The following is a 24,037-nucleotide window of genomic DNA, read 5'->3' on the forward strand; positions in this document are numbered from 1 at the left end:
CGTACATATCGCTGCCGCCCCCCAAGTGTTACGCATGCCGCTCGTGGCACAGGTCACACGCCGTCGTGCAGGTGATCCAATCCGCCGCGAGCCCTCCGGTTGCCGCCGCGGCTTCGCGCGGGACGACCGGAGGGCTCTGCTCACTCCCAGCGGGTCCGTGGCCGTCCCCGCTCAGTGCTCGCGCGGGGCCGGCACCGAGTGCTCGACGTCGGGGTGGACGGCGGTGAGCAGCGAGCGCATCGCCGCCTCGGCCGCGCTGCCGTCACCAGTGCCCAGCGCGTCGACCAGGCGGGCGTGCACGCTGACGGAGGAGTCCGAGGGACGCTCGCAGGCGGTGGCCGGGCCGCCGGAGACCTGCAGCGAGGAGCCGACGATGCTGGCCAGGTGCTCCAGCATGCGGTTGCCGGCCATCTGCAGGACCAGGCTGTGCAGCTCCGCGTCGGCGCGCGAGAAGGTGATCAGATCACCCTGGGCGGCCGAGTGGGTCATGATCTCGGTCATCTCGACCAGTCGCTGCTGGACCTCCTCCCGGCCGTGACCCGCCGCGAGGCGGGCGGCCAGCGGCTCGATCGCCCAGCGCATCTCGAACAGCTCGCGACGCTGCTCGTCGCGCTGCGGGCCGAAGGCGCGCCACTCGATGATGTCGGGGTCGAGCAGGTTCCAGTCGCTGACCGGACGGACCCGGGTGCCGACGTTCGGCCTGGCGCTGACCAGGCCCTTGGCCTCCAGCACGCGCAGCGACTCGCGCACGACGGTGCGCGAGACCTCGAAGCGCTGGCCGATCTCCTCCGGGACGAGCGGGCGGTCGGCGCCCAGGTCGCCGGAGACGATCATCTGGCCGAGCTGCTGGACGAGCTGGCCGTGCAGCCCGCGGCCGCGGCTGCTGGTGGTCTTGCGGCCGACCCGGGAGAGGTCGTTGTCACCGTCCCATCGGGGGACGGGCGGGGTGGGCCGATCGGCGTAGGAAAAGCGGTCGAGCTCGCCAGCGCCGGGGGCAGCGGCCTCGGCGGGGCGAGCGACGGTCATGGCGGGGTGCGCAAGGGTACTCACAGCTCCTTTGTCGGCGATCGGCGGGTCCGGCTTGAGAATTCTCGTGAAAAGCACACGAAAGGGTGATCGCCCATGACTGGATAATTGACTTCTTATCAGGAAGAAATGGCCATACCGGTCATGGCTGGTGGGAGAGTTGACCACAGGCCGACCGGCCCCCGGCCGCCGCGTCACGCGGACGCGGCGACAGCGGGGACCGGGGACCTGACGCGGGGGCGCGGGGCGCGGGGTCAGAGCGAGCGCCGGCGCAGCTGCGCCAGCAGACAACCCAGCAGCAACAGGGCGACCGGCGCCAGCAGGGCCGCCACGGCGAGCGGGTCGGCCAGCTCGAACAGCGAGGCGAGCGAGCCCGACGAGAACGACGAACCGGCCGACCGCACCGATTCCGCCAACCCCGTCGGCCGCAGTCCGCTGCCGGCCCCGTAGAGCCGGTCCACGCCGTACTGGAGCGGCAGCGCCTCCTCCGCGCGGACCGCCCAGCCCGCTCCGGCACGCTCCGCCAGCGCCGCCGCCACCGGCTCGATCAGGGTGGGCAGCGCGCAGAGCAGGATGACGCCGGCGGCGGCACTGCGGGTCAGCGCGGCCGCCAGCAGACCCGTCCAGCCCGCCGCGACCACCACGGCGGCGAAGGTCACCAGCACCAGCAGCGGGCGCGGGTCCGCCTGCAGCAACATCGGCGTGTAGAGGCGGGCGGCGGACGTACCGGGCGGCAGGGCGAAGCGGACGACCACGGCGTCCACCGCCAGCGACAGCGCGGCCAGGGTCGCCGAGACCGCGGCGTTGAGCGTGAGCTTGGCCGCGAGCAGGCGCAGCCGGCTCTGGTAGCGGACCTGCGAGGCCGCCAGGCCCGGGTGCCGCACCTCGTGAGCCGAGGAGAGCGCGCCGAGCGCACCGGCGGCCAGCGCGGCGAGCGGGATCGGCAGCAGCGGAACGGCGGCGGTGATCAGCCGGGTCCCGTCGGTCACCGACAGCGGCCCGGGGGCCGCCTGACGGGAGACCACCGCTGCCACGGCCGCATCGGCGAACAGCGCGGCGGCGAGGATCAGCCAGGTCGAGCGGAGGCCGAACAGCCGCCGTCCCTCGTAGGCCAGGACGCGCACAGGATCACCCGTTCCAGTGGTCGGGCCCGGTCAGGGGCTCGGGGAGGAGATCGGTTTCCGAGCCGTGCACGGAAACGGGAGCGACGGCGGGAGCAGCCGGACCGACGGGAGCAGCGGGAGCAGCGGACACCGTGGGCATCGCGATGGTGTCGACGGGACTTGCGAGCGGGGCGCCAGGGAGTTCGCGGCTCCTGCGCGCCGCACCGACCGTCAGCGCCGTCGACCCGAGCAGCTGCACCGCCGGGGCCACGGCGGAACGGGCGGCGGTGACCTGGAGCGCCCGCGGAGCCGGCTGCTCCACGACCCGGTCCGCCAGCTCGTGCAGCAGGATCCCGCTGCGATAGGCCAACTCGCCGATCTCCGTGCGGTCCAGACCGCTCACCGCGATACCCGCGCCGCCGTCCTGGCGGACCTGTGCGCCCTGGGCCCGCACCAGGTCGGCGAGGCGGGCCATCTGCGGGCCGCGCACCGCCACCTCCGGGTGCAGCCTGGTGCGGCGGAAGTCGCTGATCGGCTGGTCCGCGACCATCCGTCCGCCGTCCAGCGTCACCACCCGGTCCGCCAGCAGGGCGGCCTCCTGCGGGCTGCGCGTGGTGACCAGCACCGTCCCGCCGCCGGCCGGGAAGGCCCGTAGGAAGGCGTGCAGCCACTCGGCGTTGCGCGGCGACAGACCCTGGGAGGGGGCGTCGAGCAGCAGGGTGTTCGGCTCGCCGAGCAGGGCCACTGCCAGCGCCAGACGCCGGCTCATGCCGGGGGAGAACGTTCGCAGGCGGTGATCGGCCACCGTCGCCAGCCGGGTCTGCTCCAGGAGCTCCTCGGCGCGCCGGGCCGGCGCGCCGACTGCGGCGGCGAGCATCCGCAGGTGACCCCGGGCCGTGCGGCCCGGGTTGCCGGGTGCACCATGGCCGGGCGGCAGCAGCACGCCGACCTCGCGCTCGGGTCGGCGCAGTCGGCGATAGGTCCGGCCGCCGAAGAGTGTCACGCCCTGGCCCGGCTCCAGTTCGAGCATCAGGCGCAGCGCGGTGGTCTTGCCGGCGTCGGCCGATCCCAGGAGCGCCGTGACGGTGCCGGGCCGGACGTCGAACCCGAGGTCGAGGAGCGCCGGGCGACAGCCGCGGCGGTAGACCTTGGTGAGGCCGTTGACCTGGATCATCACTGGCTGCTCCCACATGCTCGGCTGCCCTGGCGGGACGGCGCGGGTCGCCCCGGTCCCAGCACCCTAGGACGAGCGGGGGGAGAAACCGGGCATTGCGGAAGCGGCACGGGCAACTCGGCGGCCCGCCTCACTCGATCAGGCGACAGCCTCCGCGTCAGCCGTGGTCACGACTCCGGGCGCAGCATCGGCGGGTTGAGGACCGTCGCCCGGCCGGCGGTGAACAGCTGGGCCGGGCGGCCGCCCTGCCGGGTCGTGGTGCCCCCGGAGGGGACCAGGAAGCCGGGTGTGCCGGTGACCTTGCGGTGGAAGTTGCGCGGGTCCAGAACCACGCCCCAGACCGCCTCGTAGACCCGGCGCAGTTCCCCGACCGTGAACTCCTTGGGGCAGAACGCGGTCGCCAGGGCGGAGTACTCGATCTTGGAGCGGGCCCGCTCGACTCCCTCCGCCAGGATCAGGGCGTGGTCGAAGGCCAGCGGCTCGTGGTCGGCCAGGCCCGGACCGAGCAGCTCGCTGACCGGCGCCCAGCGGGCTCCGCGGGCGTCACCACCGGGCTTGGGGGTCGGCAGGTCCGGCGCGAGGGCCAGATGGGCCACGCTCACCACGCGCATCCGCGGGTCGCGCTGGGGGTGGCCGTAGGTGGCCAGCTGCTCCAGGTGTGCGCCGGAGCTCCCCTGGCCGGGCGTCGCGTGGGCGCGCAGACCGGTCTCCTCCGCCAGCTCGCGGGAAGCCGCCTCGCCGAGCCCCTCGTCCGGGCGCACGAAACCGCCGGGCAGGGCCCAGTAGCCCTGAAAGGGCGGCTCGCCGCGGCGCACCAGCAGCGCGCAGAGCTCGTGCTCTCTGACAGTCAGCACCACCAGGTCGACCGTGACTGCGAATGGGGGGAAGGCCGACGGGTCATAGCGCGACATGAGGGCGATCATAGTCGTCTTTCTGACGATAAGCACAGGGTGCGTCACACCTCGCCGCGCACCCGCCTGCGGCCGGGTGTCAGCGAGCGCCCAACTGGAGCTCGGAGGACGCCTCCTCGACCACCGCCACCCCGATCCGGCTGATCCTGACCGCGAACGGCTCGCCCGCCACCCGCAGCCCGGAGAGCTCCAACTCCCCCAGCGGCGCGGTGCTGGCGGGCCTGACCACGACGCGGCGCGCCGGGACGTCGGGGCGCACGCCGGCCAGCGCGAAGACCGCGTGTGCGGCGGCGGCCGTGGAGACCGCGGCCGGACGGCAGGCGGCGGGATGCGGGACGGGCGGGCAGTCCGGTAGGCGCTGCTCCCCCGCGTACATCTCGGGGAGCCGGCCGCCCGCGTGCGCGGAGGCCGCCAGCAGGCCCTCCAGCAGCGCTCCGGCCTCGCGTTCGAACCCGGCCTCCGCCAACCCGGACACCGCCATCGCGGTTTCGTGGACCCGCACGGCGCCGCTGCGGTGACCCAGCGGGTTGAACCGCGCCGACTTGGAACTGAGTGTCCGCAGCCCCCAGCCGCAGTCCAGCTCCGGCGCGGCGAGCCGCTGCGCCAGCAGCCTGGTCTGCTCGCGGTCCAGCAGGCCCGGCAGCGAGTCGCCCTCGGCCGCCAGACCGAGGTCCAGCAGATGGACGAAGGAGCAGGCGACGGCGGAGAGCGTGCGGTCGTCAGCGGTCAGCGCGGCGGCCGGACGGCCCCCCGACAGGTCGTCGACCCAGAACCGCTCCCGGAAACGGCTGCGCAGGCCGGCCGCCCACTCCCGCCACTGCGCCCCGCCGGGGCGTCCGAAGGCCTCCAGCAGCTCCGCTCCGTGCAGCGCCGCGCGATGGGCCTGGGCCTGGACCTCGCAGCGGGCGGCCGGGAGGTAGCCGACGCGTTCGTCGGGGGCCCGCCCGAGGTCGGTGACAAAGCCCTCGACGGCGCTGCTCTCCGCAGTCGCCCGCAACGCGCAAAGGGCACGCTCGGCTGCCGGGAGCAGCTCCAGTACCTCCTGTCGGGGCAGCCCCCAACGCCAGGCCTCGGCAAGCACGGTGACGAAGAGCAGGGTGGCCTCGGTGGCCGTGCAGGAGGGCGGCAGTTCCGGACCGGCGTGGCGCAGCGCCCCGGGGATGAGCCCCTCCGCGCGGCCGGACGGTCCTGCCGCGACCTGCTGACGGCGGGCCAGCGCCCGCAGTGTCCCCCCGGCCAGCCTGGTGCCGAGCGGGAGGGAGTACCGGGCCGCCCAGAGGGCGTCGGCCGCGGCCAGCCCGAATCTCCACGGCGCACCGGACGCGGCGTACAGATCGGTCGGCCGGTCGGAGTCGGCGAGCAGCAGGCTGCCGAGGGAGTCCAGCGAACGCCGCACCAGCACCTCGGCGCGCGAGTCGTCGCAGCGGATCGCCAGGTCCGGCCAGGGAATCGCGACACCGGCTCCCCGGCCGATCGGCGGTCGCACCGCCGTCGGCGCACTCTCCAGCTCGACCTGGAGCTCGACTGACCAGCGGGCTCCCGGCTGAACCTCCAGATCCCAGCGCAGCACGCCCGCCCCGGCCAGCACGGCGTGCGGCGAGGGCCGGGCCGAGACGACTGCTCCGTGCCCGCGGGCCGACCACCGCAGCCCGGCGGACTGAACCTGACCCGGGACGTCCGGCGGACGCTGTCCGGCAGCGATGTCGGCGAGGTTGCCGAGATCCGTCCCGAGCGTGATCTCCAGCGGGAGGCGGGCCGGCCTGCTGCCCGCGTTGCGGACCGTGATCGTCTCCACGCCGTCGGCGTGCCGCAGCCGCTCCACCGTCAGCGCGGGGTCGGGGTCCAGATCGCCCGGGGTGCGCACCGCGGCCAGGAAGCGGGCCTGGGCGGCGGAGGAGAGGTCGCCCTGCAGGGCCAGCGGTTCGATCCCGCCCAGTCTGAGCTCCATCCTGCTGAGCGTCCGGACGCCCGATCGGAAGAACCCGTGCAGCCCTTCGCCGCGCAGCTGCCCGTCGGGGCCTGAGGCCGCCATGGCCGGGGCATTGACGCAGAGCACGTCGCCGTGGGCGGAGACGGGCTGTCGTCGTGCCTGAGCGGCGGGCCTGACGGGACCGGCGGAGACGGGCTCGGGCCGTCCCGGCGTCATGGGCCGGGACCCGCCAACGGTCTCGGCCGGCATCGCAGTCTGTGCTGGCCTGGGGGCCGTCACCGGGTTCTCCTCCTGTCGGTCGGCAGGGCGGGCCCGTGGGCCACAACTGCCGTGGATCGTCTGCTGCCCGTGCGGATCCGCTCGGGCGGTTCGCCGTGGAGCACCCGGGGCACGGTAGGGCAGATCCGGGTGCAGCCCGTCCCCGCTCTCCCGCAGGCACCACCACCGTGCGCTGCGGCCTCGGCGGTGCTCCGCAGAGTGAACGCGGTGCACCGGGCGCAGGTCACGCCCAAGGTGGCGGCGGCTCGGATCGGCCGACCGTGCGGTCCTACAGGCGCCGGCCCGCAGCGCCCGCTGTGGCGGGACAAAGACGCTGGTCGCCGGGTCAGGACGGCCCCCATCCGGCTCACCCGGCGTCAGGATACGGTGCCGGGGTGGCGCCAACCCTGTCGGAACGACCTCCGACCGGCGCCTGGGCTCGCCCGTGAACAGCACGGGCGTCGCACCCGGAGCAGCCGACCTGATGCGACCGCCCAGCAGACCGAGCAAAGACCGAGGAGCCTCATGTCCGTCGTCAGCCGACAGCCCGGGATCGTTCTGACCGACCATCTGTTCCAGGTACCGCTGGACCATCAGGCCCCCCAGGGTGAGCAGATCGAGGTCTACGCTCGGGAGGTCGTGGCGGCGGGCAAGGAGCGGGCCGACCTGCCGTGGCTGCTCTTCCTCCAGGGCGGACCGGGTGGCAAGGCTGGGCGGCCGCTGGGCCGGGACGCCTGGCTGGACCGGGCGCTGGACGACTACCGGGTGCTGCTGCTCGACCAGCGCGGCACCGGGCGGTCGACCCCGGCGACCCGCCAGACCCTCCTGCTGCGCGGCGGCGCGCAGGAGCAGGCGGAGTACCTCGCGTTCTTCCGTGCCGACTCGATCGTCCGGGACGCCGAACTGATCCGCCGCCAGCTGATCGGTGAGCAGGGCCAGTGGACGCTGCTCGGCCAGAGCTTCGGCGGCTTCTGCACCCTGACGTACCTCTCGCTCGCCCCCGAGGGCCTGCGCGAGGCCATGGTGACGGGTGGGCTGGCCGGTCTGCGGAGCAGCGCCGCCGACGTGTACCGGGCCGCCTACCCCCGGGTCGCCCGTAAGAACAAGAGCCACTACGCCCGCTACCCCCAGGACGTCGAGGCGGTCCGGCGGATCGTCGAGCACCTGGCTGTGACGGCGGCGCCGCTGCCCGACGGCGGCCTGCTGACCGTGGAGGCCTTCCAGTCGCTCGGCCTGATGCTCGGCGCCGGCAGCGGGTCGGACACGCTGCACTACCTGCTCGAGGAGGCGTGGGTCCGCGGCAGCGCGGGGCTCGAACTGTCCGACAGCTTCCTGGCCGGGGCCCAGGCGAAGCTCTCGCACGCGGACGGGCCGCTCTACGCGGTGCTGCACGAGTCCATCTACGGGCAGCGCTCGGTGGACCCGGGGGCGACCGACTGGGCCGCCGAGCGCGTCCGGAGCGAGTTCCCGGAGTTCGACGCCGTGCAGGCGCTGGAGGCCGGGACCCCGGTGCACTTCACCGGGGAGATGATCTACCCCTGGATGTTCGAGACCGACCCGGCGCTGCGCCCGCTGCGGGGGGCCGCCGAGCTGCTCGCCCAGCGCACCGACTGGCCCGACCTGTACGCGCCGGCGGTGCTGGCGGCCAATCAGGTGCCGGTGGTGGCAGCGGTCTACCACGACGACATGTACGTGGACACGGCCGACTCCCTGGCGACGGCCGACTCGGTTCGGGGGCTCCGGACCTGGGTGACCAACGAGTGGGAGCACGACGGGCTGCGGGTCAGTGGCAACCACGTCCTGGACCGGCTGATCCGGATGTCCCGCGGCGAGCTGTAGCAGCCGCCCGCCGTACGGGAAACGGGGAGTGCGTCGGCGCACCGCCGCCGGTCGGCGCCGGCCGCGCAGGTGCTTCGGCCCGCGGACCACGCGGCGCAGCCAGGCTCGGCACCTCGCCTGCGGGGCCGGTGGGGCGAGCCGCAGCTGAACGGTGGCCGAGGGCTGGGACGGCTCCGGCGGGCGGAGCGGCTCGGGACGCTGAGGGCGTCGCGGGCGCCGGGGGCCGAGGCGCGCGGGGTCGTGCGAGGCGGTGAACGCTGCCGTGCGGGGCTGCGGGCCGGTGCCGATGTGCTGATGCTGAGTCATCTCAGGCTCCGATCGAGGTGTCACGGACGGTACGAAGGGTTCGGCGATCGCTGCTGCGGGCCGGCCGCGCGCGGTGTCCAGCGGCCGGCTGCCCTGCCGCGGCGGCGCTCGGCGGGGTGTCCGAGCCGGGCGGCCGGCTCACCCCGCCGGGGAGCCGGGGCGGTGGCGGGCTGCCGCCGCCGCACCGCTGGCCGGGAATGCGCACGCCGGGCGCCCCGGCATCGCTGGTGTGGGTGGCCGGCCGACTCTGCTGCGCCCGCCCTGCCGGTCCGCCGGGACGGTCGGCGCCACCAGGGGCTGGACCACTGGGGGTTGGACCACCGGGGACTGGACCACCGGGGACTGGACCGCCGGGCTGTTCCGGATCGTCCGCGACCGCGGTCCCGGGCGGCTCCCCGGGCCGGTGTCGACGGGCCCGCTCCGCGCGGACGGTCTCCCGCAGCTGGTCCGGCTCCAGGCCGGTGTTGAGCGAGTGGTAGAGCAGCTGGGCGAGCGTGTAGTCCGGGTCGAGATCGAGCGCCCGCGACAGCACCACCCGGCTGATGGCGCTGTCCCCGGCGAGCCAGGCCGTCCAGGCGAGCAGCGTGAGCGGCGCGGCCGCGCAGTCCTGGAACGGCGGGACGCAGCGCCGGGCCAGGAACCGCCACAGCCGCTGCGCGGGCGCGAGCTCCGCTGCCTCGGCGTACTCCGCGGCCCGGTCCCGGCTGATCTTGTCCTGCAGGCCGAGAATCAACCGCGCCGCCCGCTCGTCGTCCAGCAGCAGGGCGCCTGCCCGGAACTCGGCCACCGCCTCGTCGATCAGCCGGCCGGTACGGTCCAGCAGCCGGTCCCGGCCGCCCTGCTCGCCGACGGCCGTCAGCAGGGCGTCCGCATGGCGCTGCAACGCCTCCCGTTGACGCTCGGCGACGGGGCCTGTGACCGGACCGAGCGCGTCCGTGATGGCCTTGCGGCTACCGCGGGGCGCCAGGCCCGCGAAGGTGGCCGCAGCCACCGCGGCGCCCGGGTCGTGCCCGGAGTGCACAGGCGTCCCCGCCGGATCACAGCAGGCCGGATCCAGGCACAGATACGACCGCCAGCGACCGTCGCAGAGGCAGAGCGCCTCCTTCACGGGAAGGTCGAGGGCCCGGAAAGCCCGGACGAGATGATCGGCCAGCGGTCGCAGCGCGGCGGCCACCGGGGGTGCGCCGGGCGTCGAATCCCGGCACAGGTAGAGCAGCACGCCCGCCGGACGGCGGTCGCGCTCCTCGGAGAGCTCCAGCAGCAGCCGGGCGCTCTCCGAGGCGACCAACGGCCAGCTCTGCGGATCGTCCGGGATGTCGAGCCGGATCGCCCCGCCCTGGCGGAGCGAGCTGCCCTGGAGCCCGACGGCGACGATGCTGTCGTCGGGGTAGAAGCCCAACAGGTAGGGCAGCATCGCGGCCATGTCGGCCGGGCTGCGCATCTTGACCGGCAGCCCGGCGGGAAGCCCGCCGGGGAGCTGACCGCGGGGCGAGCGGGTGGAATCGTCGTGAGTCATGACGGAAGCGTGCGACCGATTCGGCCCGCAGCCCGGATTTCTTTTTTTCCTGTGGACAACCACCTCCCTGGGGACAATCACTGTCACCCACACGGCCGTACAAGCCTCCGAACGGGTGAAGCACCCTCGCTTCCCCCGTTCACTTGTCCACAGGTTCCGGGCAACGGTTGGCCTGCTGTCCGCCGCACGCTGTTACATGGACCCCATGGACCCCATGGACCAGCCCGTGCCGCACACCAACGACCTCGCTCCCACCCCCGCCGACCGCGCGGCGGCCCGCGCCCGCGCCGAGGCGGTGCTGCAAGAGCTCGCCGGCCCTGCGGCGCAGCTGCGCGAGGACCAGTGGCTGGCCATCGAAGCGCTGGTGCTGGACCGCCGCCGGGCGCTGGTCGTCCAGCGCACCGGCTGGGGCAAGTCGGCCGTCTACTTCATCGCGACCGCGCTGCTGCGCGCCGCCGGAGCCGGCCCGACGGTGATCGTCTCGCCGCTGCTCGCCCTGATGCGCAACCAGGTGGACTCCGCAGCCCGGGCCGGTATCCAGGCCCGCACGATCAACTCCGCCAATCCGGAGGAGTGGGACGAGATCCAGGCCGAGGTGTCGGCAGGCTCGGTGGACATCCTGCTGGTCAGCCCCGAGCGGCTGAACAACCCCGACTTCCGCGACCAGGTGCTGCCCAAGCTCGCCGCCTCCACCGGCCTGCTGGTGGTCGACGAGGCGCACTGCATCTCCGACTGGGGCCACGACTTCCGGCCCGACTACCGCCGGCTGCGCACCATGCTCGCCGAACTCTCCCCCGGCGTCCCGGTGCTCGCGACCACCGCCACCGCCAACGCCCGGGTGACCGAGGACGTCGCCGAGCAGCTGGGCACGGCCGGCTCCGACGGCCGGGCCCTGGTGCTGCGCGGCCCGCTGGACCGGGAGAGCCTCAGCCTGGCCGTGCTCCCCCTCCCCGATCCGGCCCATCGCCTGGGCTGGCTGGCCGACCACCTGGACGAACTTCCGGGTTCGGGCATCATCTACACCCTCACGGTGGCCGCCACCGACGAGGTCACCGACTTCCTGCGCGGCCGGGGCTTCGCGGTCGCCTCGTACTCGGGCCGGACCGAGGACGCCGAGCGCCGCAGCGCCGAGGCCGACCTGCTGGCCAACCGGGTCAAGGCGCTGGTGGCCACCTCGGCCCTGGGCATGGGCTTCGACAAACCCGACCTCGGCTTCGTGGTGCACCTGGGCTCGCCGGGCTCCCCGATCGCCTACTACCAGCAGGTCGGCCGCGCCGGCCGCGGGGTGGACCGGGCCGAGGTTCTGCTGCTCCCAGGCCGAGAGGACGAGGCGATCTGGCGCTACTTCGCCTCGCTCGGCTTCCCGCCTGAGGAGCAGGTCCGACGCACCCTCGCCGCACTGGAGGAGGCCGGTCGGCCGCTCTCCACCGCGGCCCTGGAGGCCCGGGTGGACCTGCGCCGCGCCCGGCTGGAGACCATGCTCAAGGTGCTGGACGTGGACGGCGCCGTCCGCCGGGTGCGCGGCGGCTGGCTCGCCACCGGCGAGAGCTGGGCCTACGACGGCGAGCGGTACGCCAAGGTGGCCCGCGCCCGCGAGGCCGAGCAGCAGGCCATGCGCGAGTACGCGACCACCGACCGCTGCCGGATGGAGTTCCTGCGCCGCCAGTTGGACGACGAGGAGGCCACCAGCTGCAGTCGCTGCGACGTCTGCGCGGGCCCGCGGCTGAAGCCGGACGTCTCGGCCGAGGCGCTGGATGCCGCCCGGGCCGCACTCGGCCGCCCCGGCGTGGCCTTCGAGCCGCGCAGGCTCTGGCCGACCGGGATGGACGCGCTGGGAGTGCCGCTCAAGGGCCGGATCCCGGCCGGCGAGCAGGCGCAGTCCGGCCGGGCGCTGGGCCGGCTCTCCGACATCGGCTGGGGCGGTCGGCTGCGCACCATGCTGACCGCGGGCGCACCGGACGCCCCCGTCCCACCCGACGTGCTGGACGCGCTGGTCACCGTGCTGGCGGACTGGGCGCGCGGCCCCGGCGGCTGGGCCGGGAGCGGCCCGGAGACCGCCCGGCCGGTGGGCGTCGTCACGATGGCGTCCGCCTCCAGGCCCGAGCTGGTCGCCAGCCTGGGCGCCCGAATCGGCGCGATCGGCCGACTCCCGCTGCTCGGCCGGATCGAGTACGTGGACGGCCGCGCACCGTACGGCGCCCGCAGCAACAGCGCGCAGCGGCTGCACTCGCTGGCCGGCTCGCTGGTGCTGCCTCCCGAGCTCACCGAGGCGCTCGCCGCCACGCCCGGGCCCGTCCTGCTGGTGGACGATCTGGTGGACAGCGGCTGGACGGTCACCGTCGCCGCCCGGCTGCTCCGCCGGGCCGGAGCGGAAGCCGTGCTGCCCCTGGTGCTGGCGGTGCAGGGATAGCCCCCCGGCGGCCGGCGTACTGCTGCGGCACCCGGATGAGGGCGGGCCATCCGGGGAATATGTCCAGGGGACACAGAGCTTTCGGGCGGGATTCGCCAGTGCGTCGTTGCCGCTGAGGCCCATCTGACGTGACAATTGCCCGGTACCCCGAACTCGGTCCCTCAGGACCGTGTTTTCGGCGTACGCACACACGCGCCCGCGCGCTCCGCGGGATCGGGAAGGAGGATCGTGCGCCACGGGATCGACCGCGATCGGCTCCCCTCCGTCCCACGCCGGAGCATTGACCTGGAGAGCTGGGCGAACGCGGCGGTGCCGCCGCTGCGCGATCCCCGCGAGCTGGTCACCGAGTTGCACCAGCGCCATCTGCCCCCGCCCGGCACCAGCGTGGTCGCGGTGCTGGACGGCGACCATCGGGTGGTGGCCTCCGCCTCGGTGACGGCCCGGCCGCACGTGACGGACGGCTGGCACCACCGCAACGCGATCCTCGGCCAGCTGCGCCGGGTGATCCCGCACGACCTGCGGCTCGCCACACCCCGGCGGACCGCCGTGCTGCTGCGCTGCCGCGAGGGCGCGCCCGGTTGGACGGAGCAGGACGGGGCATGGATGTGGGCCCTGCGCGACGCCTCGTCGCTGCACGGCCTGCGATGCGGTGCGTATGTGGCACTGACGCCGGCCGGATGGCAGGCGTTCGGCGACGATCGGGTCGGACGCACCCCGCACGCCGGCTCCTGGGCCGAGCGTCCCGTGCGCACCGTCTCCGAACTGCCGACGCGGGGCGTCGACGACGGGCGTAGCGGTGCTGAGCTCGCGCGCTCCGCGTGGGCGTGGTACCCGGTCGTACCGTCCGAGCCCGAGCACGTACGGCGCGCCGCACACTGAGCCCGGGCGCCCGCAGGCGCCACCGCCAGGGCCGGCCGGGTCGCGCCGCGCGCGGCGCGACCCGGTCAGGCCCGGACGGTCTGTCCGCCGACGGCCGGATGCCCGGCCAGTCCCGCGGTGGCGCCGCAGACCACCAGCAGCGCACCGGCATGGGTGAGCGCCTTCTGCAGAGCCTGTGCGGCACTGGCTGCTGACGTCCCGTCGAGGACCAGCACGACCACCTCGCGGCGGACCGGACGGGAGGTGGCCAGGTCCGCGTAGAACACGTCGGCGCCCTCTGCGAGCTGCGCCCAGTAGTGCTGCTCACCGAAGGTGAGCTCGTGCTGCTGCCACGGGTGCGGCGCGGCCGCGGTCAGCACCAGGATGTCGCCGGGGTCGCGCCCCGACTCCAGCAGCTGGTCGACCGCCTCGTCCGCGCGCTCCAGCGCCGCGGCCGGGGTGGACGGCAGCAGTTGGACGGCCGGGCCGGCCGGGGCCCGGCGCGGTCCGGGCATCGGGATCTGCGCCGCCCTCGCTCCGGGCCGCGGCGGCCCGGGACGCGGTGCCGCGGGGCGCGGCGGACCGGGCCGGGGCCCGGGTACGGCGGCGCCCGCAGGGGCGGGGTGGACAGGGGAAACGCCGCCGACGGCAGGCGTGCTGAGGGCTTGTGCGTCCGACTCGCGGGGGAAGGGAACGCCGGGGCCCGGGATGCTCTCGTGAATCTCCGGCTCCTCGGGGAAGACAGGCATACCCGGATATCTATCAAATGCCAGTCGGATGCGCACGGGCGCCCCACCTTTTGGGCATCGTCCGAACGAGCCGATCGGCGCAGTACACCGCCCGCGACTACTCATGAGTGATCGTCAGAAACCCAGCGTGAGTTGTTCGCTCCCGTCGGCGGGCGCCGGCAGCTCGCGGGTGATCTTGAGGTGGCGCCACTGCGGCAGTGCGTCGAGGTAGGCCCAGGAGAGCCGGTGGTACTCGGTCGGTCCGTACTCCTCCAGCGCGGCGCGGTGCACCGGCGAGGGGTAGCCCGCGTTGTCGTCGAACCCGAATGCCGGGTACTGCGGTGCGAGCTCGGCCATCACGCCGTCCCGGTGCACCTTGGCCAGCACCGACGCCGCCGCGACGCAGACGCAGCTCTGGTCGCCCTTGATCACGGTCCGCACGTTCCACGATCCGCCGAGGTAGTCGTGCTTGCCGTCCAGGATCACCGCGTCGGGCCGGACCGGCAGTGCCTCCAGGGCGCGTTCGGCCGCGAGCCGCAGCGCCGCCGTCATGCCGAGCTCGTCGCACTCCTGGGCGGAGGCGTGGCCGAGGGCGTGCGCGGTGACCCAGTCCGCGAGCACCGGGGCCAGCTGGGTACGGCGGCGCTCGGTGAGCAGCTTGGAGTCGGTCAGCCCCTCGGGCGGCCGCCGCAGACCGGTCACGGCGGCGCCGACGGTCACCGGCCCCGCCCAGGCGCCGCGCCCCACCTCGTCCAGGCCCGCCACGACGGTCGCTCCGGCCCGGCGCAGGGAGCGCTCCACACTGTGGGTCGGCGGGGTGTACGGCATGGCAGGTGGTCCTTCGGGCAGAGCGTCGAGCTGTCGGCTTCACCCTACGGCGGCCGGAGCCGTCGACGCGCGGATCCGCTCAGCCCTTGACCGACCCGGCGAGCAACCCCCGCACGAAGTACCGCTGGAGGCTGAAGAAGACGATCAGCGGAATGATGATCGACAGGAACGCCCCCGCGGTGAGCAGCTCCCAGCGCCCGCCGAACGACCCGGAGAGCTGCGCCAGCCGCACGGTCATCGGCGCGACGTCCGGGGTCCCGCCCGCGAAGGTCAGCGCCACCAGCAGGTCGTTCCACACCCAGAGGAACTGGAAGATCGCGAACGATGCCAGCGCTGGCGCACAGAGCGGCAGGACGATCGACCGGAAGATCCTGAAGTGCGAGGCGCCGTCCACCACCGCCGCCTCCATCAGGTCCCTGGGCAGCTGGGAGATGAAGTTGTGCAGCAGGAAGATCGCCAGCGGCAGCGCGAACATGGTGTGCGCCAGCCAGACCGGCAGGTAGGTGCCGCTCAGGTCGAAGGACGGCACGATGGTGACCCCGCCGAGGTGGGCGCCGCCGGAGAAGAGCTGGAGCAGTGGGATCAGCGCCATCTGCAGCGGCACCACCTGCAGCGCGAAGATCACGAAGAAGAGCGTGTCGCTCCCCCGGAACCGCACCCAGGCCAGCGCGTAGGCGGCCATCGAGGCGAGCACCAGCGGGAAGACCGTCGCCGGGACGCTGATGGCCAACGAGTTGACCAGGTAGGGCATCAGGCCGCCGCTGACGCCGAACCCGCCCTCGAAGAGCACGGTGTGGTAGTTGGAGAGCACCAACTCCGGGTGGGTGAAGACGTTCCACCAGCCGCTGTCGGCCACGTCCTGCTGACGGCGCAGCGAGGTGGCCAGCAGCCCGAAGGTGGGGATGGTCCAGAGCACTGTCACCACGACGACGAAGACCGAGGCAAGCGGGCTGCTGAAGGACTTGCGGACGGCCTTCGCCGCCGGCAACGGCACGGAGACCGTGGACGTCTGACTGGTCATCGGGTGGTCCGCTCCTTGCGCAGCTGGACGATGTTGTAGGCGACCAGCGGGAGCACCGCGAGGAAGAGGATCACCGCGAGGGCGCTGCCCCGGCCGACGTTGAACTGCACGAAGGACTGCGAGTACATCTCGTTGGCGAGCACCTGGGTGCCGAAGTTGCCGCCGGTCATGGTGCGCACGATGTCGAAGGCCTTCAGCGTGACGATCATGACGGTGGTCAGCACGACGACCAGGGTGGTGCGGATCATCGGGACGGTGACGTACCAGAAGAGCCGCAGCCCGCTCGCGCCGTCCAGCCTGGCGGCCTCGGTCACCTCGTCCGGGATCGCCTTGATCGCGGCGGAGAGCACCACCATGGCGAAGCCGGTCTGCACCCAGACCATCACGGCCATCAGCAGGAAGTCGTTCAGCGGGTGGTCGAGGATCCAGTTGGGCGGGTGCTTCCAGCCGAGCCGGCCGACCAGCTCGCTGAGCAGGCCGATCTGCGGCTGGCCGGCCTCACGGGACTCGTAGACGAACTTCCAGATGATGCTGGCGCCGACCAGCGAGACCGCCATCGGCATGAAGACCAGCGACTTGTAGAGCGCCTGCCACTTCATCCGCTCCACCGCGAGGGCCAGCGCCAGACCCAGACCGGTCGCCGCGAGCGGCGCGACCAGCAGCCAGAGCAGCGTGTTGAGCAGCACCTGGTGGATGGAGTCGGTGGTCAGCGCCCACCCGTAGTTCCTGCCGCCGAGGAAGCGGGTGCTGTCGTCGTTGCGGAAGCTCAGGTAGAGGGTCCGGATCAGCGGTGCCACCAGCCCCACCAGGAGCAGCAGCACCGCGGGACCCAGCAGAACCGCGATCGCCGTCGGCCGCCCGAGCCGCCCGGTCGCCCGGCCCGCGACGAAGAAGACCACCAGGAGGATGCCCAGGAAGCCGGCGATCGCGCCGAGGCTGTTGCCCAGCTTGATCGCGGCGTCGTTCCAGGCGGAGTCGGCGAGTTGGGTGCCGGCGAGGAGCATGCGCACGATGTCCCTCCTACTGCGGCCAGGACGCGTCGATGTCGGCGGCCACCCGCTGGATCGACTGCCCCTCGGCGAACCAGGCCGTGAGCGACTTCCACTCCTGGCCCGAGCCGACCGCCGCGGGCATCATGTCCGAGGCGTCGAAGCGGAAGGTCGCGGTCGGGTCGGTCAGCGCGGCGGCCGAGAGCTGGTCGATCGGGTCCGTGTAGAGGCTCTTGTCGACGCCCTGGTTGGCCGAGACCCACCCGCTGGCGACCTTCACCCGGCTGCTCGCCCAGTCCGCGGTGGAGAGGTAGTTCTGCACCGCCTGCACCTCCGGCCGACTGGAGAACGCGGCCAGGAACTCGCCGCCGCCCTCCACCGGGTTGGCGATGGCCGGGTTCACCGCGGGCAGCTGGAAGGCGAAGACGTCACCGTCGGGCGCGACCTTGGCGGTCTTGGGCCACTGCGCCTCGTAGAACGAAGCCTGTTGCAGCATCCAGCACTTGCCGGTGAGGATCGGGGCGCCCGCGTCCTGGAAGGTCGTGGTGGCGATCGACTTCACGTCGCCGATGCCCGCATTGACCCAGGCCGGGTTCTGCATCCAGTCGGCCACGGTCTGCATGGCGGAGGTGATCTGCGGGTCGCTGAACTTGATCGTGTGGTTCACCCACTTGTCGTAGACGTCGCCGCCCTGGCCGCCGAGGACGACCTCCTCCAGCCAGTCGGTGGCGGGCCACCCGGTGGCCGTGCCGGAGCCGATGCCGCCGCACCAGGGCTTGCTGCCACCGGCCTTGGCGATCTTGTCGCTGAGTGCCATCAGGTCCTTCCAGGTCTTGGGCACCTGGTAGCCCGCCTGCTGGAAGGCCTTGGGCGAGTACCAGACCAGCGACTTCATGTTGGCGCTCATCGGCGCGGCGTAGAACGTCCCGTTGACCGAGCCGTAGGTCTTCCAGACCGGGCTCCACTTGTTCTCGTTGTCGACCGTCTGGGCCGGCGGTTTGACGACCTTTCCGGTCTTGACCATCTGGGCGAGCAGACCGGGCTGCGGAATGATCGCGAGATCGGGTGCGTTTCCGCCGGCGACCCGGACCGGGAGTTGGGACTCGAAGTCGTTGGAGCCCTCGTAGGAGATCTTGATGCCGGTACAAGTACTGAACTCGGACCAGGACTTCTGCAGGGAGTCCGACTCCGGGCTGAGGATCGAGGCGAACATCGTCACCTGCGTCCCGGCGTGTCCGGCGTAGGGCTGGTACTTGGCGCAGTCGCCGGTCAGGGTGGCGCCCGCATGGGCCGAGCCGCCCGAGCTGGAGCTGTTGGAGCAGGCGGCGGTCAGGGCCAAGCCCAGTACGGCCGGAGCCACCAGTAGACGATTGCGGAGCCGGACACTCTTCGTGGTCTTCAAAGCGCTCTCCTGCGGCCTGGTGGAGACGAGTTGGCGCTGCGCTGAACCGGAGATCGAAAGCCGTCACTGGCTTGGAGACGTTAACGCACCCGCCCCCTGAGGTGAAGGGACACGTTCAGGTTTATCCACAAAAGGGCTTCAACTCAACGCAGGCGCACCGGCAGCGTCTGCAGGCTGTTGACCACGATCGAGGCGCCCGGGCGCAGTTCCCCGTCCGGTACCGCGAGCGCCAGGTCGGGGAAGCGCGCGAAGAGCGCCGGCAGCGCCACCTGCGCCTCCAGCCGGGCCAGCGGCGAACCCGGGCAGACGTGCGGGCCGTGGCCGAAGGAGAGGTGGCGGATCGGGTCCCGGGTCACGTCGAAGAGCTCCGCCGTGACGCCGTGCTGCAACGGGTCGCGGCCGATCGCGTTGTACGAGATCAGCACCGGGTCGCCGGCCGGTATCAGCACGCCGTCGACCGTGATCGGCTCGGCGGCGAAGCGGAAGAGGAAGTTGCTGGTCGGCGGCGTCCAGCGGAGCGACTCCTCCACCACCGCCGCCCAGGACACCTCGCCCGAGCGCACCAGCGCGAGCTGGTCGGGGTGGGTGAGCAGCGCCCGCACCGCGTTGGTGATCAGGTTGACGGTCGTCTCGTGGCCGGCCGCGATGATCACCCGCAGGGTGGCCGCCGCCTCGGCGTCGCTCAGCCCGTCACCCTGGCCGCCGCTGTCGTCGACGTCGGCGGCCAGCAGGGCACTGGTCAGGTCCTCGCCCGGCTCCTTGCGCCGCTGCTCGACCAGACCGCCGACGAAGGCGTTCAGCGCGGCGATCGTCGCCTGGATGCCCGCCGGGTCCGGCACACTGCTGAAGAAGCGCTCGTACAGCTCCCGCAGGTACGCGTGGTCGGCCGGGTCCACGCCGAGCAGGGTGCCGATCACCGTCATCGGCAGCGGAAACGCGAAGGCGGTCTTCAGGTCGACCTCCGCCGCGCCCGCCTCCAGACCGTCCAGCAACTCGGCCGTGATCGCCTCGATCTGCGGACGCATCAACTCCACCCGACGCGGCGTGAAGGCCTGCGCGACCAGCGCGCGCAGCCGCCGGTGCGCCTCCCCGTCGGTGGTGACCATGCTCGGTCCGGGTACCGCCAGGCCGATCAGCGGCCAGCTCCTGGGCACCTCGCCGCGCTGGAAGGCGGCCCAGTGGGCGGCGTCCTTGACCAGGCGCTGGTCGGTCAGCAGCGCGCGGGCGGCCGCGTGCCGGGTGACCGCCCAGGCCTGGACGCCGCCCGGCAGCTCCACCGCGGCCACCGAACCGGCGGCCCGCAGCAGCGCGCCCTCGCCGGCGCTGTCGCGGGCGAAGGGATCCAGCACGATCGGTGTGCTCATCAGAGTGCTCCTCCATCAGAAGTCCGGAACCCCGGCGTGAACCCGACGGGCAGCGCCACCAGCGCCCGCACCCAGGCCGACGGATGCCAGACCAGGGCGTGCTCGGCGACCGCGAGCCGCAGGTCCGGCAGCCGGTCGAGCAGTACCTCGATCGCGGTGCCGGCGATCACCTCCGCCGCCTCCTGGGCCGGGAACGGGCAGCGGTGCTCGCCGTGCGAGAAGCTCATGTGCGCGTGGTTGCCCTCGGCGGCCGCGCCGTTCTCCTGGCGCACCGCCGGGTCGGCGTTGGAGCCCGCCAGGCCGAGCAGCAGCATGTCGCCGGCGGCGATCTGCTGGCCGCCGAGCCGGGTGTCCCGGGTGGCCCACCGGCCGGCGAAGATCTGGGTCGGGGTGTCCTCCCAGAGCGCCTCGGTGAGCGCCTGTGCGATGCTCCGGCGACCACCCGAGAGCGAGGCCGCGAAACGCTCGTCGGTGAGCATCAGACGCAGGGCGTTGGCGATCCAGTACGAGGTCGGCTGGTGGCCGGCGATCAGCAGCACCCGCAGGTCGCGCATGATCTCCTCGTCGCTCAGCCCGGCCTGGTGCATCAGCAGGCTGGTGGTGACGTCCGATCCCGGCCGGTCCCGCTTGGCCTCCACCAGCTCCAGCATGACGGTGAGCAGCCGCTGCGCCCCGCTCTGCGCGTCCGCACCGCCGTCCAGCATGTCCAGCAGGCCGCGGATCAGCACCGGCGCCTGGGCGTCGTCCAGCCCGAACATCCAGCACAGCACCAGCAGCGGCACCCGGTGCGCGTACTCGGCGACCAGGTCCGCCTCACCGCGCCCGGCGAACTCGTCGATCAGCAGGTCGGCGATCTGCTCGCACTTCTTCTTCAGCTCGTACGGGTCCACCGCCGACAGCGCGTCGGTGACCGCCGCCGACCGGCGCTGGTGCTCGGCGCCCTCGGCGTACAGGATCGACGGGACCGGCGCCATCATCGGCTTGAGCGGCCAGTCGGCGGGGATGCTCGGCCAGGCGTTCCAGCGGGAGGAGTCGCGGCCGAACAGTTTGGGCTGACTGGTCACCAGCTGGAGCTCGCGGTAGCCGATGACCAGCCAGGCCGGCACCCCACCGGCCAGCTCGACGGGCGCCACCGGGCCGTGCGCGCCGCGCAGTTCGCGGTAGACCTGGCTCGGATCGGTCTGGAACCGCGGGCCGTGCAGCGGGGCCGCGGCGGCGTGCGCCGGACAGCCCGGCGGTGGGGTGGTCGCTGGCTCGGTCACGGTGCGCTCTCCAGTTCGACGCGGTGCGGATGTTCGGCTTCGGCGCGGGCATAGAGGTGGCGGACCAGCTCGATCAGCACCTGCTTGCTGGACTCCCGGTCACGTGCGTCGCAGTCCAGCAGCGGGACTCCGGGCGACAGGTCCAGGGCCTCGCGGACCTCCGCGAGGCTGTGCCGCGGCGGCTCGAAGTTGTTGCGGGCCACCACGAACGGCGTCCCGTGGTGCTCGAGGCGGTCGATCGCGTACCAGGACTCGTCCAGCCGCCGGGTGTCCACCAGCACGACCGCGCCCAGCGCGCCGGTGAAGAGCCGGTCCCAGAGGAACCAGAAACGTTCCTGCCCCGGGGCGCCGAAGAGGTACAGCACGCTCTCGGCGGAGAGCGTGATCCGGCCGAAGTCGAAGGCCACCGTGGTGGCGCGCTTGTCCCGGACCGCCGACGGGTCGTCGACACCGATCCCGGCGCGGGTCATCACCTCCTCGGTGGCCAGCGGCCGGATCTCGCTCACCGAGCCGACCAGCGTGGTCTTGCCGGCGCCGAAGCCGCCGACCACCACGATCTTCAGCGCGTTGTCGGCGGTGCTCCGCAGCGGCGTCCGCGCGGCGGGGGGCAGAACCGCGGCATCAGAGCTTCTGGAGTCCATGGAGCACCTGCTTCAGCATGTCGAGGTCGGGCAACTTCGCCTGGGCGGGGACGAACCGAGGGTGGCGGGCGGTGATCCGGCCCGCCTCCAGCAGGTCGCCGAGCAGGATCTTGACGACGCTGACCGGCAGGCCCAGCTCGGCGGCCACCTCCACCACCGCGGTCGGACGCGCGCACAGCCGCAGGATCCTGGCGTGCTCGGACTGCATCCCGGGCTGCGGCTCGTCCTCCGAGACGATCAGGGTCACCACGTCGAAGGCGTGCTGCGGGGCCTGACTGCGGCCGCCGGTCACCGTGTAGAGCCGGTCCGGATCGTCGTCCCGGGCCGGCTGCCCGACCCGGGTCACGGCGCCGGGGTGGCGTCGATCCCGCGCGGCGGCGAGCTGAGGAACGTGCCGATCTGCTCCACCAGCGCGTGCATCCGGTGGCCGACCAGCCCGACGTCGGCGCTCTCGTCGGTCACCACCGCCAGGTGCGCGCCGGCGCCGGCCTCCACGATGCACAGGATGCCGCCGTGGAACTCCGTCATCGACTGGCGCACCCCGCCCGTCCCGTCACCGAACTCGATCGAGGCGCCGTGCGACAGGCTCTGGATGCCGGAGGCTATCGCGGCCAGCTGGTCGGCCTGGTCGGTGCCGAGCGCGGCGCTGTGGCAGAGCTTCAGGCCGTCGGCGGAGAGCACCAGGGCGTGTCTGGCACCGGGGGTGTCGGTCAGCAGGTTCTCCAACAGCCAGTCGAGATCGCGGTCGGCAGTGCTGCTCATCAGGAGTTGTCCTTCGGGAGGTCAGCGGGGGGAGCAGGGTGGGGAGGTACGGACTGCGGGCCCTGGACGGCCTGCCGGAACGCGCCGAACCGGCCGGCCGTCTCCGGCCGGCCGGTCTTCGCCGCGGGGGCGGCGACCGATCCGGTGGCGGCCGACATGGTCTGGCCGCGACGGCGCTTGGGCAGGCCGCCGTCGGTGATCGGCGGCGGCGGGACGGACTGCGGCGCGGTGGCCGCCGGCGCGGGCCGGGCGGTCACCCGGACCGGCTGCGCCGCGGCGGGCTCGGGGTGGGCGACGAGCTGCTCCGGGATCAGCATCACGACGCCCGTGCCGCCGCGCGAGGAGGGGCGGAAGGAGATCGACAGGCCGTGCTTGCGCGCCAGCGCGCCGACCACGGCGAGGCCGAGCCGGGTGCCGGCCGACAGCGCCGTCAGGTCCAACGCCTCGCCCGATACGGCCCGTTCGGCCCGGCGCAGCCAGACCTCGGAGAGGCCCAGGCCGCCGTCCTCGACGGTGATCACCAGGCCTGAGTGCAACTCCTCGACGTAGACGTGCACCTCGGCCGGCGGGGCCGAGAAGTTGGTGGCGTTGTCCAGGAGTTCGGCGAGCGCGTGCATCACGCCCTCGGCCGCGTAGCCGGCCACCGCGGCGGTGCTCGCGGAGTGCAGCCGGACCCGCTGGTAGGCGCCGATCCGGCCGAGCGCCCCGCGCAGGATGCTCTCCACCGCGATCGGCTTGGTCCACCGGCGGCCGCTACGGGCGCCGGTGAGCACGGCGATGCTGTCGGCCATCCGTCCCGCCTGCGCGGTGCTGTGGTCCAGCCGCAGCAGGTCGCCGAGCACCTCCTCGCCGTGCCGGTGCTCCATCTCGCGCAGCTCGGCGTGCATGCTGGTGGCCAGTGCCTGGACCCGCCCGGCGGCCGTCGCGCAGACCGCCAGCGCCGCCGCCCGCTGCCGCTCCCCGTAGGCGACCTCCCGGGCCATCAGCCGCAGCAGGTCCTCGTGCGCGGTCTGCCGGTGCTCCACCAGGACGGTGTCCACCGAGGCCCCGGCCCGCAGCCGGCCCACCACCTGGGGAATCGTCTGCTCGGCCAGCCGGGCGAGTTCGGCCCGCTCGTCGTCCGCCGCGGCGCGGGCGGCGGCGGCCTCGGCGCGGGCCTCGACGGTCTCCGAACGGGCGGCCAGCAGCTCGATCCGGGCCGCCTCGGCCTCCGTGCGGGCCGCGTTGGCGCGCGCCCGGGAGGCCTGCGCCTCGGACACCGCGGCCGCCGTGTCGGTACCGGCCCGCAGCGCGGCGGCGTGCGCCGCCTCCACCCTGGCCTGCCCCTCCGCCAGCTGGACCCGCAACCGCCCGACCCGCCCACGCAGGACGACGGCCGCCACCACCGCCGCACACCAGGCCAGCGCCGCCGCCGACGCCCAGAGCGCGACCACCGACCGCTCCGCGGAAGGCGCCGCCGCGCGGGCGGCGACGACGGCACCGGCGCCCGCCAGCACGGCCGCGAGGGCACAGAGCAGCCCGACCGGTGCACCGGTCGGGCGTCGAAGGCGTGCGGTCATCAGCTGATCCTCGGGGTGAGCGTCGGAGTCAGAACGGGTGACGGCGGACCTCTCTCCCGTCACCGGGAGATACATGATCAGTTCACGCAGTCAACAGATCATATCGATTCAGATGCGCGTCTCAACCGGTCAGTTGACGCATTGTGCTCT

At 73.4% G+C, this 24,037-nt stretch carries 20 protein-coding genes; 3 read left to right on the top strand and 17 right to left on the bottom strand.

What is annotated here, in order from left to right; all coding sequences use genetic code 11:
* Positions 1-171 precede the first annotated feature (171 nt).
* The 5 genes from P3T37_RS27170 to P3T37_RS27190 form a co-directional block, all read right to left on the bottom strand.
* A complete protein-coding gene (locus P3T37_RS27170) occupies positions 172-1,104 on the bottom strand; it encodes a FadR/GntR family transcriptional regulator (protein WP_280726526.1) in 933 nt (310 codons plus the stop codon).
* A 176-nt stretch (positions 1,105-1,280) separates the two neighbouring features.
* Complete coding sequence (locus tag P3T37_RS27175; protein WP_280726527.1) at positions 1,281-2,150, bottom strand: hypothetical protein; 870 nt, start codon at positions 2,148-2,150, stop codon at positions 1,281-1,283.
* Positions 2,151-2,154: 4 nt separating this feature from the next.
* Positions 2,155-3,321 carry an ABC transporter ATP-binding protein gene (locus P3T37_RS27180; protein WP_280726528.1) on the bottom strand — a complete coding sequence of 389 codons (1,167 nt, stop codon included), beginning with the start codon at positions 3,319-3,321 and terminating at the stop codon, positions 2,155-2,157.
* A gap of 149 nt (positions 3,322-3,470) precedes the next feature.
* The gene (locus tag P3T37_RS27185) at positions 3,471-4,214 is read right to left on the bottom strand and encodes an NUDIX domain-containing protein (protein ID WP_280726529.1); all 744 of its coding nucleotides are present in this window, start codon (positions 4,212-4,214) and stop codon (positions 3,471-3,473) included.
* Positions 4,215-4,293: 79 nt separating this feature from the next.
* Positions 4,294-6,393 (bottom strand): glycogen debranching N-terminal domain-containing protein, encoded by a 2,100-nt coding sequence (locus P3T37_RS27190; RefSeq protein ID WP_348533288.1) that lies wholly within the window; start codon positions 6,391-6,393, stop codon positions 4,294-4,296.
* 534 nt (positions 6,394-6,927) lie between these two features.
* Between P3T37_RS27190 and P3T37_RS27195 the strand changes: the two genes are divergently transcribed.
* Positions 6,928-8,241, top strand: a complete 1,314-nt coding sequence (locus P3T37_RS27195) for an alpha/beta fold hydrolase (RefSeq protein ID WP_280726531.1) — start codon at positions 6,928-6,930, stop codon at positions 8,239-8,241.
* Positions 8,242-8,548: 307 nt separating this feature from the next.
* On the opposite strand, the gene P3T37_RS27200 is transcribed toward P3T37_RS27195, so the two are convergent.
* A complete protein-coding gene (locus P3T37_RS27200; protein ID WP_280726532.1) occupies positions 8,549-10,063 on the bottom strand; it encodes a DUF4192 domain-containing protein in 1,515 nt (504 codons plus the stop codon).
* A gap of 205 nt (positions 10,064-10,268) precedes the next feature.
* Between P3T37_RS27200 and P3T37_RS27205 the strand changes: the two genes are divergently transcribed.
* Together P3T37_RS27205 and P3T37_RS27210 are read left to right on the top strand one after the other, a co-directional pair.
* Entirely contained in the window at positions 10,269-12,473 is a 2,205-nt protein-coding gene (locus P3T37_RS27205) for a RecQ family ATP-dependent DNA helicase (protein ID WP_280726533.1), read from the top strand.
* Positions 12,474-12,713: 240 nt separating this feature from the next.
* Positions 12,714-13,352: a hypothetical protein gene (locus tag P3T37_RS27210; RefSeq protein WP_280726580.1), complete on the top strand. Its 639-nt coding sequence runs from the start codon at positions 12,714-12,716 to the stop codon at positions 13,350-13,352.
* A 65-nt stretch (positions 13,353-13,417) separates the two neighbouring features.
* On the opposite strand, the gene P3T37_RS37100 is transcribed toward P3T37_RS27210, so the two are convergent.
* The 11 genes from P3T37_RS37100 to P3T37_RS27265 form a co-directional block, all read right to left on the bottom strand.
* Positions 13,418-13,846, bottom strand: a complete 429-nt coding sequence (locus P3T37_RS37100) for a hypothetical protein (RefSeq protein ID WP_348533286.1) — start codon at positions 13,844-13,846, stop codon at positions 13,418-13,420.
* 348 nt (positions 13,847-14,194) lie between these two features.
* Positions 14,195-14,887 carry a ribonuclease HII gene (locus P3T37_RS27220; RefSeq protein WP_280726535.1) on the bottom strand — a complete coding sequence of 231 codons (693 nt, stop codon included), beginning with the start codon at positions 14,885-14,887 and terminating at the stop codon, positions 14,195-14,197.
* A 79-nt stretch (positions 14,888-14,966) separates the two neighbouring features.
* Positions 14,967-15,908 carry a carbohydrate ABC transporter permease gene (locus P3T37_RS27225; RefSeq protein WP_280726536.1) on the bottom strand — a complete coding sequence of 314 codons (942 nt, stop codon included), beginning with the start codon at positions 15,906-15,908 and terminating at the stop codon, positions 14,967-14,969.
* Positions 15,905-16,912, bottom strand: a complete 1,008-nt coding sequence (locus tag P3T37_RS27230; protein ID WP_280726581.1) for a sugar ABC transporter permease — start codon at positions 16,910-16,912, stop codon at positions 15,905-15,907. Before P3T37_RS27230 ends, P3T37_RS27225 begins: the two co-directional genes overlap by 4 nt.
* Positions 16,913-16,928: 16 nt before the next feature.
* Positions 16,929-18,299, bottom strand: a complete 1,371-nt coding sequence (locus P3T37_RS27235; protein ID WP_280726537.1) for an ABC transporter substrate-binding protein — start codon at positions 18,297-18,299, stop codon at positions 16,929-16,931.
* 143 nt (positions 18,300-18,442) lie between these two features.
* Entirely contained in the window at positions 18,443-19,663 is a 1,221-nt protein-coding gene (locus P3T37_RS27240) for a cytochrome P450 (protein ID WP_280726538.1), read from the bottom strand.
* Positions 19,663-20,925, bottom strand: a complete 1,263-nt coding sequence (locus tag P3T37_RS27245) for a cytochrome P450 (RefSeq protein ID WP_280726539.1) — start codon at positions 20,923-20,925, stop codon at positions 19,663-19,665. Before P3T37_RS27245 ends, P3T37_RS27240 begins: the two co-directional genes overlap by 1 nt.
* Positions 20,922-21,566 carry an ATP/GTP-binding protein gene (locus P3T37_RS27250; RefSeq protein WP_280726540.1) on the bottom strand — a complete coding sequence of 215 codons (645 nt, stop codon included), beginning with the start codon at positions 21,564-21,566 and terminating at the stop codon, positions 20,922-20,924. Before P3T37_RS27250 ends, P3T37_RS27245 begins: the two co-directional genes overlap by 4 nt.
* Complete coding sequence (locus P3T37_RS27255; RefSeq protein WP_280726541.1) at positions 21,547-21,912, bottom strand: DUF742 domain-containing protein; 366 nt, start codon at positions 21,910-21,912, stop codon at positions 21,547-21,549. Before P3T37_RS27255 ends, P3T37_RS27250 begins: the two co-directional genes overlap by 20 nt.
* Positions 21,909-22,328 carry a roadblock/LC7 domain-containing protein gene (locus P3T37_RS27260; protein ID WP_280726542.1) on the bottom strand — a complete coding sequence of 140 codons (420 nt, stop codon included), beginning with the start codon at positions 22,326-22,328 and terminating at the stop codon, positions 21,909-21,911. The genes P3T37_RS27255 and P3T37_RS27260 overlap by 4 nt, the downstream gene beginning before the upstream one ends.
* The gene (locus P3T37_RS27265; protein WP_280726543.1) at positions 22,328-23,887 is read right to left on the bottom strand and encodes an ATP-binding protein; all 1,560 of its coding nucleotides are present in this window, start codon (positions 23,885-23,887) and stop codon (positions 22,328-22,330) included. Before P3T37_RS27265 ends, P3T37_RS27260 begins: the two co-directional genes overlap by 1 nt.
* Between the last annotated feature and the right edge of the window lie 150 nt (positions 23,888-24,037).

This window comes from Kitasatospora sp. MAA4, assembly GCF_029893355.1.
Lineage (GTDB): Bacteria > Actinomycetota > Actinomycetes > Streptomycetales > Streptomycetaceae > Kitasatospora.